Here is an 18564-nt window from a genome sequence, read left to right on the forward strand (position 1 = left end):
TAATCTTCTTGTGCCTTTTTTAGTTTTTATAAATTTCAAAATGATTTAAATAATAAAATTAATTCGGTTCCACATGAATCAAAACGTGACCTAATTCCGGGATTTCCTCTCGTAAGGTATCTTTCAGTTTGTGCGCTAAGTCATGCCCTTCTTTTACTGTAATATTCGAATCCACAATTGCATGTAAATCTACATGATATTGCATTCCTGCTTTTCGAATAAAACACTTTTCAGTATCTATTATTCCATCTACTTGAAGAGAAACAATTCGAATTTGCTCTATCAAATCATCGTATAAATGTTCATCCATTATTTCGCCCAAAGCAGGTCTGAATATTTGATAACTGTTATAAAGAATGAATCCAGAAGCAAAAAGTGCTGCCCAATCATCAGCTGATTCGTATCCATTACCTAAAATCAAAGCAATAGAAATCCCAAGAAATGCTGCTACAGATGTTATTGCATCGCTTCGATGGTGCCAAGCATCTGCTCTTAGTGAGGAACTATTCGTTTGAATGCTTCTTTTCATTACTACACGAAAGGAATATTCTTTCCAAATAATTATTGCCCCAAGAACGATTAATGTCCATGGTTTTGGTAATTGATGCGGCGTACCAATATTGATGATACTTTCATAAGCTATAATAGTAGCTGAAGTGATTAAAAAACCTACTACCAAAAAAGTGATTAATGGTTCAGCTCTTCCGTGTCCATAAGGATGATTTTTATCTGCTGGTTTATTAGAATATTTGATTCCAAATAATACTAAAAATGAAGCAAAAATATCTGTTGTAGATTCAATTGCATCCGCTATTAAAGCATACGAATTTCCAAAAAAACCTGCCAGACCTTTAATAATGGCCAAAGATGTATTTCCAATAATACTAAAATAAGTGGCCTTTATCGCTGTTTGTTCCGTTGACATGATCTTTTTCTAAAGATGAATTAAAATTAAAAAAAGTTTAAGTAAACCGTATTGAATCATTAAATTCAAATCCTATTTGGTTTACTTAAACGATATTTTATAATTATTTATTTGATTTATGCGCGTACTATATTAGCTCCAATGGCTCTCAATCGTTCATCAATGCGCTCGTACCCTCTGTCAATTTGTTCAATATTCTGAATAGTACTCGTCCCTTTTGCTGAAAGTGCTGCAATCAATAAAGAGATTCCCGCACGAATATCTGGTGAAGACATTGTTGTGGCTTTGAGTTGTGATTTAAAATCGTGTCCCATAACAACCGCTCTATGCGGATCACACAACATGATTTTAGCTCCCATATCGATTAATTTATCCACAAAGAACAATCTGCTTTCAAACATTTTTTGATGAATCAATACATCACCTCTCGCTTGAGTGGCAACTACAAGAACAATACTCAATAAATCCGGAGTAAATCCAGGCCAAGGCGCATCAGCAATTGTTAAAATAGAACCGTCAATATCAGTTTTTACTTCATACCCATCTATGTGAGCAGGAATGTAAATATCATCTCCTTTTCGTTCCAGTGTAATTCCTAGTTTTCTGAAAGTATTAGGTATAACTCCCAAGTTATCCCAACTTACATCTTTTATCGTAATCTCCGATTTTGTCATTGCAGCAAGGCCAATCCAACTTCCTATTTCAATCATATCTGGAAGAATTCTATGCTCACAACCTCCTAAACTTTCAACACCTTCAATAGTCAATAAATTAGATCCAACACCTGTAATTTTAGCTCCCATGGAGTTTAACATCTTACATAATTGTTGTAAATAAGGCTCACAAGCAGCGTTATAAACTGTTGTTCTTCCTTTGGCTAAAACTGCAGCCATAACAATATTAGCTGTTCCGGTTACGGATGCTTCGTCTAATAACATATCAGCACCTTTCAGTCCTTTAGGCGCTTCTACACCATAAAAATGATCTTCTCTATTGTAACGGAATTTTGCTCCAAGATTTATAAATCCTTCAAAGTGAGTATCTAATCTTCTACGTCCAATTTTATCTCCACCTGGTTTTGGAATATATCCTTTTCCAAATCGTGCCAAAAGTGGTCCAACAATCATAATAGATCCACGAAGAGAACCGCCTTCTTTCTTGAATGCTTCGGTTTCTAAATACTGAATATTCACTTCATCAGCTTGAAAAGTATATGAGCCAGATCCAGTTTTTTGGATTTTAACGCCTAAATTTCCTAAAAGTGTAATTAGTTTATTGATGTCAATAATATCAGGAATATTATTAATAATCACTTTTTCAGGTGTTAAAAGAACAGCACATAAAATTTGTAATGCTTCATTTTTTGCCCCTTGTGGCGTGATTTCTCCTTTAAGACTAATGCCGCCTTCTATTTTAAAAATTCCCATATTGATAAGTTATGAATTATTAGTAATGAGTTAAAATTTACGAGTTAAAAGTTAGTACTTAAAAAATTAAAAACTTATAACTCCTATTTTATAACTGACTTACAACGGTTTTCTATTTTGATTTTTGTGAGTCGGATTTGGTTTTCCTGTTTTTGTAATCTTATTACTTTGAATTTTTGGCGGACCAGCAGGTGAGATTTTATTAGAAACTCGCTTATTTGTTCGTAATAAATCAGTGGTATTAAGAAGCTCTTCGGTACTTTGAAGTAAATTTAATTTACCGCCTGACAATTCGTATAAATGTTCGAAAATAACATCATCCTTAACGGTGTCTTTGTTCCAACTCAAATAGGATTTTTTCATGTGATTAGCGATTACTTTCACTAAAGCACTTTTCATTTCACCATCTTCCCATTTATTGGCTACATCAATCATGTATTTTATGTTGTTGCCATAATACCTGTATTTTGGAAAATTCTGAGGATAACTTAACACATCCGGTTTCAATTGTAATACCTCACGGGATGGAATTGGATAAGGAGAATCAGCAACCAATTTAAAATCTGACATGATAAAAATCTGATCCCACAACTTGTGTTGAAAATCAGGAACATCACGTAAATGTGGATTCAAACTTCCCATAACCTGAATTATGTATTTTGCCGCTTTGTTGCGTTCTACATCATCTTCAATTTTAGTTGCCTGATCAATTAGTTTTTGCAAATGGCGTCCATATTCCGGAATAATCAAATGCGATCTTTCCGCATTATATTCCAAATGGTGAACCACATCGTTCGAGTTTTCTTTAATATATTTTGAATTCATATTCGAATGTATATTTTTTAATCTTACATGCTCTTTTTCGAAGATTTGTAATCATTCGATTGTATATGCATCAAAATTTAGTTTTATATCTAAAGAGAAATAATCCCCTTAATTGTAGAAACTTCTAGGTATTTATCTACTATTTCTTGTGAATCTTTCATGGTTACGTCAATAGATATACTGGTAAACTTACCGGTCTTAGATTTGGTCGTTTTTATAACCGCTCCCATACAATCAAAAGCCAATTGAACACGTTCGATATTATCATCTTCTGTTGGCACAATAAATTTAAACAAGTATTCAGCCGGCCATGAATTACTCAGGTCCAACTCTACTTTTAATCTATCATAAAATTCTTGAGTGTTCTTATCCATTTTCTATTTAAAAATAAAGGCAAATATACAGTTTCAAACGTAAATTATGAATTTTGAATTATGATTTTTTACCTAATATTATTTTAACCGCAATCATTTTTTCAAATCCCAATAAGTTTAAGTAAATTTGCCCCTTATTTTTTAAAGGTGCAGAAAGAAATCATAGTTATCATTGGCGGTCCAGGAACAGGTAAAACAACTATCATCGATGGATTGGTAGCCAAAGGACATTGTTGTTATCCCGAAATTTCACGGGAAGTAACTTTGGAAGCAAAAAAACAAGGAATCGAGCAATTATTCCTCGAAAAACCACTATTATTCAGTGAATTACTTCTTGAAGGAAGAAAAAAACAGTTTCATAATGCCTCAAAAGAGCCACATGAAGTCGTTTTTATTGACCGCGGAATCCCAGATGTTTTGGCTTACATGCATTATATTGGCGATAGCTATCCTGCCTCTTTTGACATCGCTTGTCGCGAACATACGTATTCAAAAATCTTTATTCTTCCGCCTTGGGAAGAAATTTATATTAGCGATCACGAACGTTATGAAAACTTCGAACAAGCTAAACTCATCTATAATCACCTTACAGAAACGTATCAAAGTTACGGCTACGAACTCATAGAAGTTCCTAAAGATACCCTGGATAACAGAATTCTTTTTATCTTAGATGAAATTTCTAAATAATTTTCAAGTTTAGAATTTACAATTTGGGATTTTTTCTACGAATTGAAATCTATAATCTATGCAAGAAGCGTTAGCTATTCTTCAAAAATATTGGAAACACGACAAATTTAGGTCGCTGCAAAAGGAAATTATCGATTCCGTTTTAAGCGGACATGACACTTTTGCATTAATGCCAACCGGCGGCGGAAAATCAGTTTGTTTCCAAATCCCGGCTATGATGAACGAAGGAATTTGTCTTGTAATTTCGCCATTAGTGGCTCTAATGAAAGATCAAGTTGCTAATTTGCAAAAGCGAAATATCAAGGCGATTGCATTAACTGGTGGCATCAGATCCGAAGAAATGATTGATTTATTGGATAATTGCCAATTCGGTAATTATAAATTCCTCTATTTATCTCCGGAACGCTTACAATCTGACTGGATTCTGGAACGAATAAAAAGCCTTCCCATAAACTTAATTACCATTGATGAAGCCCATTGTGTATCCCAGTGGGGACATGATTTTCGACCCGCTTATTTGAAGATTTCTGCATTAAAAAAACATTTCCCAAAAGTACCTTTCCTTGCATTAACAGCCACTGCAACTCCAAAAGTCAAAGAAGATATCATTACTGAACTGGGATTGCATGATGTGCAAGTTTTTGAGAAATCATTTGCAAGAGAAAATATCGCCTACATGGTTTTTGAAGTAGAAGATAAACTTTTCAGAATAGAACAAATCCTGAAGAAAAATCCAGAATCATCAATCATTTATGTTCGAAATAGAAAATCCTGTCTGGAAATTTCCTCTCAATTGAATGCGTTAGGATTTAAAGCAACGTATTATCACGGCGGACTTTCGTCCAAAGAAAAAGATAAAAACATGCAGTTGTGGATGCATGAAGACGTTCAGGTTACTGTGGCCACCAATGCCTTTGGAATGGGAATTGACAAAGCCAACGTAAAAACCGTAATACACATTCAACTACCCGAAAATTTAGAAAATTATTACCAGGAAGCAGGACGCGCAGGAAGAAACGGAGAAAAAGCCTATGCCGTTTTACTAACAAGTCCTTCGGATATTAATCAGGCTGAAAACCAATTTATAAATATCCTTCCTGATAAAAAGTTCTTGAATCTCATGTATGTCAAGCTCTGTAATTATTTCCAGATTGCTTACGGAGAAGGAATCAATGAGCAGTTTACATTCAATTTGCATCATTTTTGTTTAAAATATGAATTCCCAACATTAAAAACATACAATGCAATGCAATTTCTGGACAGACAAGGAATTATCAATTTGTCCCAAGAGTTCTCTGAAAAAATCACGTTACAATTTCTTATTCCTTCCAAAGAAGTGATTCGATATATGAGTTTGAATCCTAATGACGAGGAAATTATTTTGGCAATATTGCGAACATATCCCGGAATTTATGAATTGCAAACTGCTTTCAACTTACAATTGATTGCTAAAAAATCAAATCACAAGGAAGCCGAAATACAAGCAGTCTTACATAAATTAAAAGGAAAGGATATAATAGAATATCATTCGAAAAATAATGATTCTATATTAATTTTTAATGAAATTCGGGAAGATGAAAGAACCATCAGCCGAGTTTCAAAATACTTAGAAAATCAAAATCAATTAAAAAAAGAACAACTTCAGTCCGTTCTAAATTATATAAGCGAAAAAAAGGTTTGCAAGAACAAGCTTATCTTGCGTTATTTTGGAGAAAAAACGGATGTCGATTGTGGAATTTGTTCCTATTGCATTACCAAGAAAAACAAGAAAAAAAACAGCGCCTCACTTTCTGCAGCAATCATTACTTTATTACAATCCGAAGATTTGAATTCGAGAGACATACAAAACAGAACTAAAAACAACCCTGACGAAGTTATCTTTGTACTTCAGGATTTATTAGAAAACAACACTATTTTGGTTAAACCAAATAATAAATATACTTTAAGATCATAATGGAAAAATTACGAATTGTTTTTATGGGAACGCCCGAATTTGCAGTGGGAATATTAGACGCAATACTTAAAAAAAACTACGAAGTTGTAGGCGTTATTACTGCCGCAGACAAACCTGCCGGTCGTGGACAAAAATTAAAATATTCAGCGGTAAAAGAATATGCATTAGCCAATAATCTTACTTTATTACAGCCCGTAAATCTTAAAGACGAGACTTTTTTATCGGAATTGAAATCGTTGAATGCTAATTTACAGATAGTAGTTGCCTTTAGAATGTTACCAAAAGTAGTTTGGGAAATGCCGTCGTTAGGGACTTTCAATCTCCACGCTTCACTCCTACCGAACTATCGCGGAGCCGCACCTATTAATTGGGCAATAATAAATGGAGAAACTAAAACGGGCGTAACTACTTTCTTCATTGATGATAAAATTGATACTGGTGCAATGATTTTAAGCTCGGAAACACCTATTGATGAAACCGAAAATGCAGGTCAACTGCATGACCGATTAATGGATTTGGGAAGTAAAACTGTTATTGATACTTTACAAATGATTGAAAAAGGAAATCTATCCACAATTATTCAAAAAGACACTGCCGATATTAAAACAGCATACAAACTTAATAAAGAAAACTGCAAGATTGATTGGACAAAATCAGCTTTAGAAATCAATAATCTTATTAGAGGTTTGAGCCCTTATCCAGCAGCTTGGTGTTTCATTCAGGATAAAAATGAAGAATGGAATGTAAAACTATATGAAGCTAAAATTGTTTTAGAAGACCATGATTACAATATAGGAAGTCTAATTTGTACCAAAAAAGAAATGAAGATTGCAGTAGAAAATGGATTTATTCAAGTGTTAAGTTTGCAGTTTCCAGGTAAAAAGAAGATGAATACGCAAGAATTACTTAATGGAATTACATTTTCGGCTGAAGCAAAAGCTCATTAACATCAATAAAAACGGGCGTTTTACTCATTTTAATCAGAAATAACCTTAGCATTATTAACAAAAAAAATAAGTTATTAACAAAACAAACTAAAATCAAGCAAAACACTTGCAAGGAACGTATTTCCTACTAAATTTGTATATTAACAATTTTTTTAACCAACAATTAATAACTAATTATTATGAACAAATCAGAATTAATCGATGCTATCGCTGCTGATGCAGGAATTACTAAAGCTGCAGCAAAATTGGCTTTAGAGTCGTTTTTAGGTAATGTAGGCGGAACTTTGAAAAAAGGTGGAAGAGTATCTTTAGTAGGATTCGGATCATGGTCAGTTTCTGCTAGAGCTGCAAGAGACGGTAGAAATCCTCAAACAGGAAAAACTATCCAAATCGCTGCTAAAAATGTAGTGAAATTTAAAGCAGGTGCAGAATTAGAAGGTGCGGTAAACTAATTTTAGTTCCCCCAATATAATCAAAACCTTCCACCTGGAAGGTTTTTTTATGCGTTTCAACGATTTTATTTTGCGTTATTATAATAAAAAACTTAAATTTAATAAAAAAATATATTCCGATGATTACAGATAAACTAAAGAAAGGATATTTGCTTATAGCAGAACCTACGATAATTGGGGATCTATCATTCAACAGATCGGTAATTTTATTAGCTGATTACAATGAAGAAGGATCAGTTGGTTTTATAATTAACAAACCCTTGAAGTACACCATACATGATTTAATCCCGGATATAGACGCGCGATTTAAAATTTATAATGGCGGACCGGTAGAACAAGACAACCTCTACTTTATTCATAACATTCCAGATTTGATTCCTAATAGCATCGAAATCTCCAATGGAATTTATTGGGGAGGCGATTTTGAGTCGACAAAAGAACTCATCAATAAAGGCGCAATTAATAACGATAACATCCGATTCTTTCTAGGTTACACAGGTTGGGATGAAAACCAATTAGAAAATGAAATGGAAAGCCACTCCTGGATTATTACCGCAAACAGCTATGAAAATAAAATAATTGGAAAATCAGCAACACATTTCTGGAAAGAGCAAATCATCGAATTAGGCGGAGAATACCTCATTTGGTCCAATGCTCCTGAAAACCCATACTTAAATTAGGTCGTACTGATCATTTCATTAAGTCTTTTTAATAACTCAACAGATATATTCGTACTGAATGCTTTTTTTCGGTATTGTGTTATCGGTTGAATTCCTTTTATGACATTTGTAATAAATAATTCATCTGCTTTTTGAAGGTCAAACGGTGAGATTACCTCTTCTACAACTTCTAAATTTTCTATTTTTTTAGCTAAACTTAGAATTTGTTTTCTCATAACTCCATTCAAACATCCTTCAGAAACCGGAGGCGTAGTTAATTTGTTGCCTAATAGCATAAAGATATTTCCTTGTAATGCTTCAACAACATTTTTACTATCGTTCAACAACAGACAATTATCCAGACCGTTTTCATGCGCAAAAATGCTTCCTGTAATATTTATGATTTTATTGGTCGTTTTAATCGATGAAAGCAATTGTTTTGTGATGTAAAAATCTTTGTACAAATCAACTTCATAGTACTTTTTTTCAATTGAATAGAACGTATTTTCAAGCGCTATTGAATGAATAAGAAAAGATACCGTATTATTTTGTGGTAAATAATATCCACCGTCATTTCTATAAATAGTAATTCGAGCACGAGAAGAGTGAACCACTTGATTTTTTGTAACTAAAGAAAGTATTTGTTCTTCAAGATACTCCATGGTAAAATTCATCGGAATTTCCATTCGAACTACACGCATTGAAGACATTAACCTAAAATAATGATCCTCAAGAAAAAGGATTTTATTGTTTATTATCTTAACCGTTTCAAAAACTGCATCGCCATATAAAAAAGCTCGGTTTTGTGTCAATATATTAGCATCCTCAGATACAATAGTCCCATTAAAATTAATCATAAAAAAAGCCCTAAATTTTATTCAGGGCAAATATAAGTTATAAAATACTATTTTACTATACAGAACCAATTAGATGTTTAAGGTCTGATATTTGATTTTCCCACAACAGTGTAGCTTCATCAACCTCATCTTTTTCAGCAAAATCGACTACCATTAGAGAAACATCTTTGGTAAGCTCATCCACTAAAATATGTAACTCAAAAAAGTATTCCGTGTCTTTACTATTCTCATCAACCCATTTAAATTTTACTTTTTCACCTGTTTTCTTTGAAGCAAGTCTAGCTTTTTCTTGTGAATCATTCCAAATGAAAGTAAAAAACTCACCACGAGAATTTACATTATCAGCAAACCATTCAGACAAACCTGAAGGAGTCGATATATATTGATACAATAATTGAGGCGAAGAATTTATAGGAAACTCGATTTCGTAACGTACTTTTTGATCCATGAGCTACATTTATTTTTTTCGAAATATATAGAATATAACTCCGAAAAAAAAGCGTTTTTAAAAATATTTTTTTTTATTAAAAATATGCTTGCAGGCGTTAATTTTATTTTTATATTTGCACCCGCATTCAGGGATGGTTATCCATCCGGAATCATGGCGAGATAGCTCAGTCGGTTAGAGCGCAGGATTCATAACCCTGAGGTCCCGAGTTCAAATCTCGGTCTCGCTACCAAAGCAAAAACCCTAACATCAATATGTTAGGGTTTTTTTATGCTTAAAATTTAAAATATTCTCCAGACCTCAACCTTAGGAATGAAGAAAAAGAGTTAGGAATTTATTTCAAATACCATTGTTACACCCCCCTTACTTCAACAAAAAGGTTAATAACTATTTATTATAAAATACTAACAACAAATTTCTTTCTGAAGTAATTTTACAAAATGGAATTACGAAACCTTATCTGAGAAGATTTCTAGCATTTGTAGGACGGCTAAAAAAACTATCGCTTGTTTTTCTATTACTAAAAAGTGCCACTTGTTGGGATTATTGTCTCAATAAAAATATTTGGCAGTATTATATCACCTACATAAACTAAATATCATGGATTCAGATACATTTATTTTTTGCCTCGAAGCCGTTCCTGATATAGAAACTGACACCATAACCGAAGTAGTAAAAAACTTAGAGCTACTAGCCTCAGAACAAGGCATTACAAGTATTTATAAAACATGTGATACTATTGAAGGGTTAGAAGAAAGTTTAAACGCATTACTTTATGAAGACCATAATTTTAAGAATTATGAAATAATCTACTTAGTAATGCCAGGCGAAGGAAATACCATTTGCATCAATGATTATTACTATAGTTTAGAAGAAATAGCAGAACTCTTCGAAGGAAAATTGACCGGGAAAATTTTGCATTTTGCTAATGCAAAGGCTTTAGACCTAAGCCAGGAAGAGGCGCAATACTTTTTGGATATCACTGGAGCACGCGCCGTTTCTGGTTATGGTGCGAAATCACATAAATCAACCAGCATTAAACTCGACCGAGCATTTTTTAGCCTTTTTGAAGAACAAGATAATGTTATCGAAAATGTAGAAGAATTACATCAAAAATATTATGCAGTTTGTAAACTTCTTGATTTTAGATTGTATTATTAAAATAAATTTTACAGCGTTCGAAATATAAAAATATATGTCATTAAATAAATCGCAACCAAATTCTATACTTTTGAGAACTATTTGTAGTAGTTAAAACAAGTTCAATACAATAGCTTATATTGCATTGATTATAAATTCCATCGCGATGAAAGATTTAAAAAAATATAGTACTAAAACAAAAGCCGCTTTTGTGTTACTTATTGTTATGTTTATCATTTTATTGAATAATTTCAATACACTACAAAACTCTAAAAAAACAAATGAGGATATCAATACAATCTACAATGACCGATTAGTTGTGGCTCGATACATTTTTCAGTATGCAAATGAGCTTTATTTCATAAAAGCAAACGCAGTAGCAACAAAGCTAAATGACGTCCAAAAAAACTATCACATCACGGCGGCACTAAAAAACATTCAAAACATAGATAAACTATATTTAAAAACTGTTTTAACTCCCAAAGAAAAAATATCTTTAACTACATTTCTAGCTTCTTGTTCTGCGATTAATAAAGAGGCTCAAAATAAAAACTGGAATCAAGTTAACTACTCCAGTAATCAAGCTTTACAAACATTGGAGCTGCTGTCACAAATTCAAAGTAAAGAAGGCAAATCAAAATTGACAAATTCAAATACCTTGCACAACGACAACAATCTTATGGGTCAACTTCAGATTGCTTTGCTGGTCATTTTAGCCTGCATCACCTTATATTTATTGATGTCTAAGAAAACTAAAATAAACATCAAAATACCTGAACCTCAAAGTATGAATTGATTATAGTCTAAAAAATATTTATAAGCTAAGAGAATTACATGATAACTGCCAAAGCAAACAGTAATTAAATTAATAACCTAAAGTTGTTAAATATCAGTCACCTTAACATGACAAACCCCTAAACAAAGATTGCTTAGGGGTTTGTATTATATACTAATATAAAAAGCATTACAGCTTAATTTTCAATCAGATAAAATAGTAATTCAGTCAAAAAATCTATCACAGAAATACTTAATTAGAATAAAATAGATAAACGACATTAAGATTAAAATCTATTTAGTTTTAATTAGGATAACACCACTACCACCTTGAGCTCCATAAATAGACGCCGCAGCATCCTTTAATACACTTATACTTTTCACATTATTAGGAAAAATATAGTCAATACTTGATACGATAACTCCATCAACCACAAATAAAGGTTCCGAGATGTTGTTAATTGAGCTCACACCTCTAATAGTTATTTTATTATTCCTTGTGACAGTAACACCAGCTAATCGCCCTCGTATTAGGTCATATATAGTATTATAAATAATTGAGCTTTTATCGTTTTGAGAATCTAATTTTTGAGATGCATTAACCTTGTACTTTTGATTCACTTCAGAATAGCCAATACTAATATCATCACCATTTTTGGCTCGGTCTCTTATCGATTTTTGCGATTCTAAAAACATGAAATTCATTACATTTTCATTATTAAATTTAGAAGACAATAAACCAAACTTATAGGAGTATACATTAATAACTGCTACTTTTTCAGGAAGTAAAACTTCAAAATCCCCTTTACTATTAGTCGTGACATTTGAATAAATAGAATCTAAATATATCCTGGCATTTGCCACTGGTTTATTCTTGTAATCCATAACCTTTCCGGTTAACTTATTTTGCGCATAACCAAAACCAACAAATACGAAGAATACAACTACCAATGTTCTAGAAATTTTCATAATGCTATAATTTATAAATATTATTAAATGTACTAAAAAAGAAATATCAAAATATTTTTTTTTTACTAAAAATAAATGTTCAAGGGAATGAGTAATCCATTAATACCCAAATTACACTACAATAAAACCCGGTTCAAATCAATGGCAGAAAGCGCTATGATTTCATTAATTCATCTAAAATTAAAGTTATTTAACATTTTTAACATAATAAAAACAACTTTACATGTATTTAATCGGTTAATAATGCATTTTATCGAATTTCAAATTGTTTTTAACAAATATTTGATTTATTTTTGGGCTTCAAAACTACCCTTTATGAAAAAAAATTACCTAATAGTTTTTTTTACGATTTTACTGTTTAATCAATTTTCTTTTGCACAATCAATTAATAATTGGCAAATAAAAAATGACTCTGAATCCTCAAGAACTATATCTAAGTCAGATAGAAAAAGTATTCCAAACAATTACAAAGTATTTTCTTTAGATTTTAAATCTTTAAAAATAAACTTCAAATCTGCTTCTAAAAGAGAGTCGAATAATAAATTGGCAACGACTTTACTTTTAGACTTTCCGCTTGAAAATGGAAGTATGGAAAGTTTTACTATAGAAAAAACGAGTGTTCTGCACCCTGATTTAGAAGCTAAATATCCAGAAATTCAATCCTTTTATGGAGTTAGTAAGAAAAATCCGTTAAATAAAATTTACATCAGTATGTCACCTGAAGGTTTTACAGGAGTTATTACAGGTGAAAAAACTATTTATATCGACCCATATTCAAAAAAGAATGTAAATGACTACATAGTTTACGATAGAAAAGATTATGAAAGAAATGCAAATGATTCTTTCGTATGTCATACAGACATGGATAATGAAATAACAAAATCTACATCAAATACGGCCAAGTCTAATAATGCTGTAGATGCTAAATTAAGAACTTATGACTTAGCTGTTGCATGTACATCTGAATACACTGCTTATTATGGTAATACTGTTGCTGGAGCTCTAGCTGCAATCAATACAACTATAACTCGCGTTAATAGTGTTTACAGACGAGATTTAGGTATTCAATTTCAAATTGTAGCCAACAACGACCGATTAATTTATAAAGACAATTTTAATAAGGATTCTACTCCTGACCCAGACCCTTACGAAAATTACGATGGAGGTCAAATGTTAGGTGTTAATTCGGGAAATATTGACGGTTTATTAGGTACTAATTCGTATGACATTGGACATGTATTTAGTACAGGTGGAGGTGGCATTGCGGGGCTAAGTCCATGTACAACAACGTCTGGTACTACAGCAGGAAAAGGAAGAGGAGTTACTGGTATTGTAACTCCACAATACGACCCTTTTGACATTGATTATGTATGCCATGAAATTGGGCATCAATTTGGCGCAGGCCATACACAAAACAACCCATGCCAAATAGCTACAACATCAGCAATGGAGCCTGGTAGCGGTTCAACGATTATGGGGTATGCAGGAATTTGTCCTCCAAACATCCAAAATAACAGTGATGCTTATTTTCATGCTATAAGTATTCAGCAGATAACTGCGACAATGCTTTCAAACACCTGTGAAAGTGAAGCAATTATTACTAATAATGAACCCGTAATAACAGCAGTCCCAGATTATACTATTCCAAAATCGACTCCTTTTATATTAACGGGAATTGCCAGTGACCCAGGAGACACAATGACCTATTGTTGGGAACAAATGAACAATGGAACTTCTAGTGGAACAATGCCTCCTATATCTACAAGCACTAACAGACCAACATTTAGATCATTTTCTCCAACAATTGACCCTTCAAGAACTTTTCCTAATCTTAATGCAATTATTAGTAATACAACCCCAACTTGGGAAGTTTTACCAAGTGTTGCTAGAGCACTAAATTTTAGATTAACAGTTAGAGACAATAATTCTCTTGGAGGACAAAGCAATCAAGATAATATAATTGTTAATATTAATGCGACTGTTGGACCATTTGCGGTAACTGCACCAAATACTTCTGCTACATGGTATGTTGGAGAGTCCAAAACAATAACCTGGGATGTTTTAGGTACTAATACAGCCACATACGCATTAAACGTAAATATAAAACTATCTACTGACGGTGGACTTACCTACCCAATAACTCTTTTAGCAAACACTCCAAATGATGGAACACAAGCTATTACTGTACCAAATAATATTGGAAAAACTAATAGGATAAAAGTAGAGGCTGTTGCCAATATTTTCTTTGATATATCCAATGCTAATTTTGAAATAAAATCCAACAAATTTGACCTAACAACTTCACAATCTTCTGTTTCGGTATGTAAACCTGCTAATGCTGTGTATACAATAAATTATACCCCTGCACCAGGATTTAACGAATCTGTTACATTTTCTGCTGTTGGTTTGCCATCTGGAGCAACTGCAGTTTTTTCGCCAACAACTACAACAAATGCTGGTAGTGTAACAATGACTATTTCAAATAATAGTACGGTTGCAGTAGGAAATCATAATTTTAATTTTAACGGAACCTCTACTACAGCAAACATCAACTTACCACTAACTCTAAAAATATCTGATAACAACATTGGAAATATAACCTTAACTTCTCCAGTAAATGGAGCTGAAAACCAACAAACCTCGGTTTTACTACAATGGAATAACTTAGTCAATGCTTCTTCATACACCGTAGAAATAGCCTCAAACCCAAATTTTTCCACTTTAATCGAAACAGCTACGGTAACTGGGAATTCTTATCAAACAACTAGTTTAACTACTGGAACAATAAATTATTGGAGAGTCAAACCTATTAATCCTTGTTTAACTGGTGCTTATTCAGAAACTTTTTCGTTTCAAATTGCCAGTGATTTCTGCAAAACGTATACCGATAAATATTTTGAAGGAAATGCGGATTGGGAACCTAATTCAACCAATGCTGTTATTGCAAAAATGGATATTACTGATAATATTGTTATTAGTAAAGCAAGCTTCTATATGAAAGCAACTCATGCTTTATTATCAGATATCAAAATGCAATTTAGTGGTCCAACTGGGATTTTTGTTGAAGTATACAATAGAGATTGTACGGGAGCTAATTTTGATGTTACTTTTGATGACAATGGAACCCCATTAGCTTGTGGAGATGTTGATCCGCTTACAGCAGCAGCCCTTGAAGGAGTTCAACAAGCCAGTCAGCCTTTAGCTAAATATAACGGATCAAGTTCATTAGGGACCTGGACTTTATTAGCAACCGACAGAGTATCTAATACTTCTGGAGGAAAACTAACAGATTTTAAAGTTATCATCTGTGGTAAATTACAAATTGTCAATAACATCAGTACAGTAAATAATACAATAAATTTACCTATTAATGCTACAAATACAGTTTTACAGAGTAAATTAGAAGCTACACAACCTACAGCTACTGCTTCTCAATTAGTATACACAATAACACAACTTCCAATCAATGGTGTTTTAAAATTAAATAATGTTGCTATAGTTGTTGGCGGGACATTTACACAAGCTGACATCAATAACAGTTTAGTAAGCTATACTCATAATGGTGTAAATACAAATGCTGACAGTTTCAAATATTCTATAAATGGAATAAATTCTGCCTTTTTAGGAGGTCAAACTTTTAATATTACAATTTGCACACCTGTAACACCAACGTTTACAAGCGTTCCTGCTATTTGTTCTGGTGCAACATTATCTGCATTACCAACTACTTCGTTAAATGGCATAACTGGAAGCTGGTTACCTGCATTGAATAATACCGCTACAACAATTTATACTTTTACACCAACTGCTGAGCAATGTGTAACTACAACAACATTAACAATCACAGTAGATCCAACAACAATAGGTGGCTCAATTAATGGTGGTACTACCGTATGTTCTGGTTCTAAAAGTGGAACGTTAACTTTATCAGGATATAACGGAACAATTCTTAATTGGGAAAGTTCACTAAGTCCTTTTACAACATGGACAAATATCCCTAACACAACTCATACATATATTTCGGATATTTTAAACGAAACTACACAATTCAGAGCTATACTAAAAAGCGGATCTTGTACTACCATCTCTTCTACCCCTACAACAGTGAGCATAATTACAACTACCTGGAATGGTAGCTCATGGGATAATGGTCTACCTAATTCAGCTACATCAGTAATTTTAGCTGGTAATTATACAGCAACCGCAAATTTAACTGCGTGTAGTCTTACTGTAAATAACAATGCTGTAGTTAAAGTAAATCCAGGGTTTAATTTCAATATTGCAGGCGATGTAAGTGTTGCTTCTGGCGCTTCCTTAACATTTGAAAGTAATGCTAACTTGGTACAAACCAAAAACACTAATGGAAACACCGGAAACATTACTGTAAAAAGAAAAACATCTGCTTTGATGCTTTTAGATTATGTATTATGGTCAGCTCCAGTATCTAGTCAGCAATTGCAATTATTCTCTCCGTCTACATTATCGAATCGTTTTTATACCTATAATCCTTCAACTAATTTTTATAATGGTATTGCATCAACGACTAATTTTGCGACAGGAACTGGATACTTAATTCGTATGCCAAATAATCACCCTACAACTCCAACTATTTGGGAAGGACAATTTCAAGGTATACCTAATAATGGAAATTATAATTTAACAGTTACAAACAATACGTACAACGCGATTGGAAATCCATATCCTTCTACCATAAATGCTAATACTTTTATTTCAACAAATAATATTACTGAAGCATTGTACTTTTGGAGAAAAACAAACAATACTTTAAGTTCATCCTATGCAACTTACACTCTTGCTGGTGGTACTGCTAACGCAGGCGGATTGAGCAGTATTATACCTAATGGAATTATTCAGGTAGGTCAGGGTTTTATTGCCAAAGCTACTTCTAACACTATTTCATTTACAAATGAAATGCGTTTAGGTAATAATGGAAACCAGTTTTTAAGAACTAAAAATATAGAGCGAAATAGAATTTGGTTAAACCTCTCTACTCCTACATCACCTGTAAACCAGATGTTAATTGCTTACATGACTGACGCAACTGCAGGAATTGACGCAACAATTGACGGAAAGTACATTAATGACAATCCAATTGCCTTAAACTCATTAATCGAAAATGAGGAATTTATCATTCAAGGTAGAAGCCTGCCATTTGTAGATACTGATATTGTCCATTTAACATTCAAAACTAATGTTAGTGGAAACTACAGTATTGCGATTGATCATGTTGATGGATTATTTGCCAACCAACAAGACATATTCTTGATGGATAAATTAAATGGTTCTATTCATGATTTGAAAAAAAGTGAATATCCTTTTTCATCAGCAATTGGAACATTCAACAACCGTTTTGAATTAATGTATAAAAATTCTAAAACTCTAGGTATTGAAACACCGATATTTGATGAAAACACTATATTAGTTTTCAATCAACAAGGAGTGATAAACATCAATTCTGGTTCAGCAGTTATGAAGAACGTAACAATATTTGATATTAGAGGAAGAATCATTTTTGAGCAAAAAGAAGTAAATGCCAATAAAACTTCAATCCAGGATTTTGGCGCAGCAGAGCAAACTTTAATTATTAAAATAACATCTGACAAAAACGAAGTGGTTACTAAAAAAGTAGTTTATTAATTAATGCTGTTTGTTTAATAAGTGACCAAAATCAAATAAAGAAATCGAAAAATGAAAAACATACTATTAAAATTATACTGTACTCTCTTTTGCCTCTTATCAAGCGTTATAGTATTTGCTCAAATTGGTGATGATACCTCTGATGGGGATTTAGAAAGTGGAGAGCCTCCTATGCCTATAAATGGTAAATTAATATTTTTGGCTATAGCTGGAATTATTTTTGCCTATTACACTTTTAGAAAGCATCAACAAAGAAAAACAATATGAATCTAAAGTAACTTATACTATTTTACACTTTAGACAAAAAGCCTTAATCAAAATTGTACTTTAAAATTTTGATTAAGGCTTTTTAAAATAAAACAGAACTTTGAGTTGACCAACCAAAACTATGATAAAAAGACATTACCACTACCTATAAAATTAGTTAATATTAAATAGTTAAAATCGCTATTAAAACTTATTTTTTTT

Annotated in this window: 16 protein-coding genes and 1 tRNA gene; 10 read left to right on the forward strand and 7 right to left on the reverse strand. The window is 32.5% G+C overall.

Annotated elements, in window-relative coordinates:
• Positions 1 to 58 precede the first annotated feature (58 nt).
• The 4 genes from ACNQF8_RS07220 to ACNQF8_RS07235 form a co-directional block, all read right to left on the reverse strand.
• Positions 59 to 925, reverse strand: a complete 867-nt coding sequence (locus ACNQF8_RS07220; RefSeq protein ID WP_315211549.1) for a cation diffusion facilitator family transporter — start codon at positions 923 to 925, stop codon at positions 59 to 61.
• A 116-nt stretch (positions 926 to 1041) separates the two neighbouring features.
• Positions 1042 to 2352 (reverse strand): UDP-N-acetylglucosamine 1-carboxyvinyltransferase, encoded by a 1311-nt coding sequence (murA, locus tag ACNQF8_RS07225; RefSeq protein ID WP_417952666.1) that lies wholly within the window; start codon positions 2350 to 2352, stop codon positions 1042 to 1044.
• A 99-nt stretch (positions 2353 to 2451) separates the two neighbouring features.
• Positions 2452 to 3177 (reverse strand): DUF4290 domain-containing protein, encoded by a 726-nt coding sequence (locus ACNQF8_RS07230; protein ID WP_417952667.1) that lies wholly within the window; start codon positions 3175 to 3177, stop codon positions 2452 to 2454.
• 89 nt (positions 3178 to 3266) lie between these two features.
• Positions 3267 to 3551 carry a DUF493 family protein gene (locus ACNQF8_RS07235; RefSeq protein ID WP_315211555.1) on the reverse strand — a complete coding sequence of 95 codons (285 nt, stop codon included), beginning with the start codon at positions 3549 to 3551 and terminating at the stop codon, positions 3267 to 3269.
• Positions 3552 to 3698: 147 nt separating this feature from the next.
• Between ACNQF8_RS07235 and ACNQF8_RS07240 the strand changes: the two genes are divergently transcribed.
• The 5 genes from ACNQF8_RS07240 (at position 3699) to ACNQF8_RS07260 (ending at position 8271) form a co-directional block, all read left to right on the forward strand.
• Complete coding sequence (locus tag ACNQF8_RS07240) at positions 3699 to 4238, forward strand: AAA family ATPase (protein ID WP_315211556.1); 540 nt, start codon at positions 3699 to 3701, stop codon at positions 4236 to 4238.
• A 58-nt stretch (positions 4239 to 4296) separates the two neighbouring features.
• On the forward strand, positions 4297 to 6192 hold the full coding sequence (locus ACNQF8_RS07245) for a RecQ family ATP-dependent DNA helicase (RefSeq protein WP_417953146.1): 1896 nt from the start codon (positions 4297 to 4299) through the stop codon (positions 6190 to 6192).
• Positions 6192 to 7139, forward strand: coding sequence for a methionyl-tRNA formyltransferase (fmt, locus tag ACNQF8_RS07250; protein ID WP_417952672.1), 948 nt, complete (start codon positions 6192 to 6194; stop codon positions 7137 to 7139). The genes ACNQF8_RS07245 and fmt overlap by 1 nt, the downstream gene beginning before the upstream one ends.
• A gap of 179 nt (positions 7140 to 7318) precedes the next feature.
• Entirely contained in the window at positions 7319 to 7591 is a 273-nt protein-coding gene (locus tag ACNQF8_RS07255) for an HU family DNA-binding protein (RefSeq protein WP_073017033.1), read from the forward strand.
• 119 nt (positions 7592 to 7710) lie between these two features.
• Positions 7711 to 8271 carry a YqgE/AlgH family protein gene (locus ACNQF8_RS07260; RefSeq protein ID WP_315211562.1) on the forward strand — a complete coding sequence of 187 codons (561 nt, stop codon included), beginning with the start codon at positions 7711 to 7713 and terminating at the stop codon, positions 8269 to 8271.
• Here the strand turns inward: ACNQF8_RS07260 and ACNQF8_RS07265 are convergent.
• Positions 8268 to 9107, reverse strand: coding sequence for an aminotransferase class IV (locus tag ACNQF8_RS07265; RefSeq protein ID WP_417952675.1), 840 nt, complete (start codon positions 9105 to 9107; stop codon positions 8268 to 8270). The two genes, ACNQF8_RS07260 and ACNQF8_RS07265, sit on opposite strands and share 4 nt — an antisense overlap.
• A 55-nt stretch (positions 9108 to 9162) precedes the next feature.
• Positions 9163 to 9555, reverse strand: a complete 393-nt coding sequence (locus tag ACNQF8_RS07270; RefSeq protein WP_099716121.1) for an START-like domain-containing protein — start codon at positions 9553 to 9555, stop codon at positions 9163 to 9165.
• A 155-nt stretch (positions 9556 to 9710) separates the two neighbouring features.
• On the opposite strand from ACNQF8_RS07270, the gene ACNQF8_RS07275 reads away from it, so the two are divergent.
• From ACNQF8_RS07275 to ACNQF8_RS07285, 3 genes are all read left to right on the forward strand, one after another.
• Positions 9711 to 9787, forward strand: a tRNA-Met gene (locus ACNQF8_RS07275).
• A gap of 368 nt (positions 9788 to 10155) precedes the next feature.
• The gene (locus ACNQF8_RS07280) at positions 10156 to 10716 is read left to right on the forward strand and encodes a DUF6642 family protein (protein WP_417953147.1); all 561 of its coding nucleotides are present in this window, start codon (positions 10156 to 10158) and stop codon (positions 10714 to 10716) included.
• A 145-nt stretch (positions 10717 to 10861) separates the two neighbouring features.
• Positions 10862 to 11491, forward strand: coding sequence for an MCP four helix bundle domain-containing protein (locus tag ACNQF8_RS07285; protein ID WP_417951758.1), 630 nt, complete (start codon positions 10862 to 10864; stop codon positions 11489 to 11491).
• Between the two features lie 272 nt (positions 11492 to 11763).
• On the opposite strand, the gene ACNQF8_RS07290 is transcribed toward ACNQF8_RS07285, so the two are convergent.
• Positions 11764 to 12420, reverse strand: coding sequence for a TonB-dependent receptor plug domain-containing protein (locus tag ACNQF8_RS07290; protein WP_417953148.1), 657 nt, complete (start codon positions 12418 to 12420; stop codon positions 11764 to 11766).
• Between the two features lie 333 nt (positions 12421 to 12753).
• Here ACNQF8_RS07290 and ACNQF8_RS07295 point away from each other — a divergent pair, with 333 nt between their 5' ends.
• Both ACNQF8_RS07295 and ACNQF8_RS07300 read left to right on the forward strand, forming a co-directional pair.
• Positions 12754 to 18096 carry a reprolysin-like metallopeptidase gene (locus tag ACNQF8_RS07295; protein ID WP_417953149.1) on the forward strand — a complete coding sequence of 1781 codons (5343 nt, stop codon included), beginning with the start codon at positions 12754 to 12756 and terminating at the stop codon, positions 18094 to 18096.
• A 51-nt stretch (positions 18097 to 18147) separates the two neighbouring features.
• The gene (locus tag ACNQF8_RS07300) at positions 18148 to 18363 is read left to right on the forward strand and encodes a hypothetical protein (protein ID WP_417953150.1); all 216 of its coding nucleotides are present in this window, start codon (positions 18148 to 18150) and stop codon (positions 18361 to 18363) included.
• Positions 18364 to 18564 lie beyond the last annotated feature (201 nt).

The organism is Flavobacterium labens, from assembly GCF_048286755.1.
Taxonomy (GTDB): Bacteria; Bacteroidota; Bacteroidia; order Flavobacteriales; family Flavobacteriaceae; genus Flavobacterium.

Excerpts from the sequence above, each read along its gene's own strand:
- fmt (WP_417952672.1), top strand. The coding sequence starts at position 6,192 with ATGGAAAAATTACGAATTGTTTTTATGGGAACGCCCGAATTTGCAGTG.
- ACNQF8_RS07285 (WP_417951758.1), top strand. The coding sequence starts at position 10,862 with ATGAAAGATTTAAAAAAATATAGTACTAAAACAAAAGCCGCTTTTGTG.
- ACNQF8_RS07300 (WP_417953150.1), top strand. The coding sequence starts at position 18,148 with ATGAAAAACATACTATTAAAATTATACTGTACTCTCTTTTGCCTCTTA.
- ACNQF8_RS07230 (WP_417952667.1), bottom strand. The coding sequence starts at position 3,177 with ATGAATTCAAAATATATTAAAGAAAACTCGAACGATGTGGTTCACCAT.
- ACNQF8_RS07220 (WP_315211549.1), bottom strand. The coding sequence starts at position 925 with ATGTCAACGGAACAAACAGCGATAAAGGCCACTTATTTTAGTATTATT.
- ACNQF8_RS07245 (WP_417953146.1), top strand. The coding sequence starts at position 4,297 with ATGCAAGAAGCGTTAGCTATTCTTCAAAAATATTGGAAACACGACAAA.
- ACNQF8_RS07280 (WP_417953147.1), top strand. The coding sequence starts at position 10,156 with ATGGATTCAGATACATTTATTTTTTGCCTCGAAGCCGTTCCTGATATA.
- ACNQF8_RS07260 (WP_315211562.1), top strand. The coding sequence starts at position 7,711 with ATGATTACAGATAAACTAAAGAAAGGATATTTGCTTATAGCAGAACCT.
- ACNQF8_RS07295 (WP_417953149.1), top strand. The coding sequence starts at position 12,754 with ATGAAAAAAAATTACCTAATAGTTTTTTTTACGATTTTACTGTTTAAT.
- ACNQF8_RS07265 (WP_417952675.1), bottom strand. The coding sequence starts at position 9,107 with ATGATTAATTTTAATGGGACTATTGTATCTGAGGATGCTAATATATTG.
- ACNQF8_RS07235 (WP_315211555.1), bottom strand. The coding sequence starts at position 3,551 with ATGGATAAGAACACTCAAGAATTTTATGATAGATTAAAAGTAGAGTTG.
- murA (WP_417952666.1), bottom strand. The coding sequence starts at position 2,352 with ATGGGAATTTTTAAAATAGAAGGCGGCATTAGTCTTAAAGGAGAAATC.
- ACNQF8_RS07270 (WP_099716121.1), bottom strand. The coding sequence starts at position 9,555 with ATGGATCAAAAAGTACGTTACGAAATCGAGTTTCCTATAAATTCTTCG.
- ACNQF8_RS07255 (WP_073017033.1), top strand. The coding sequence starts at position 7,319 with ATGAACAAATCAGAATTAATCGATGCTATCGCTGCTGATGCAGGAATT.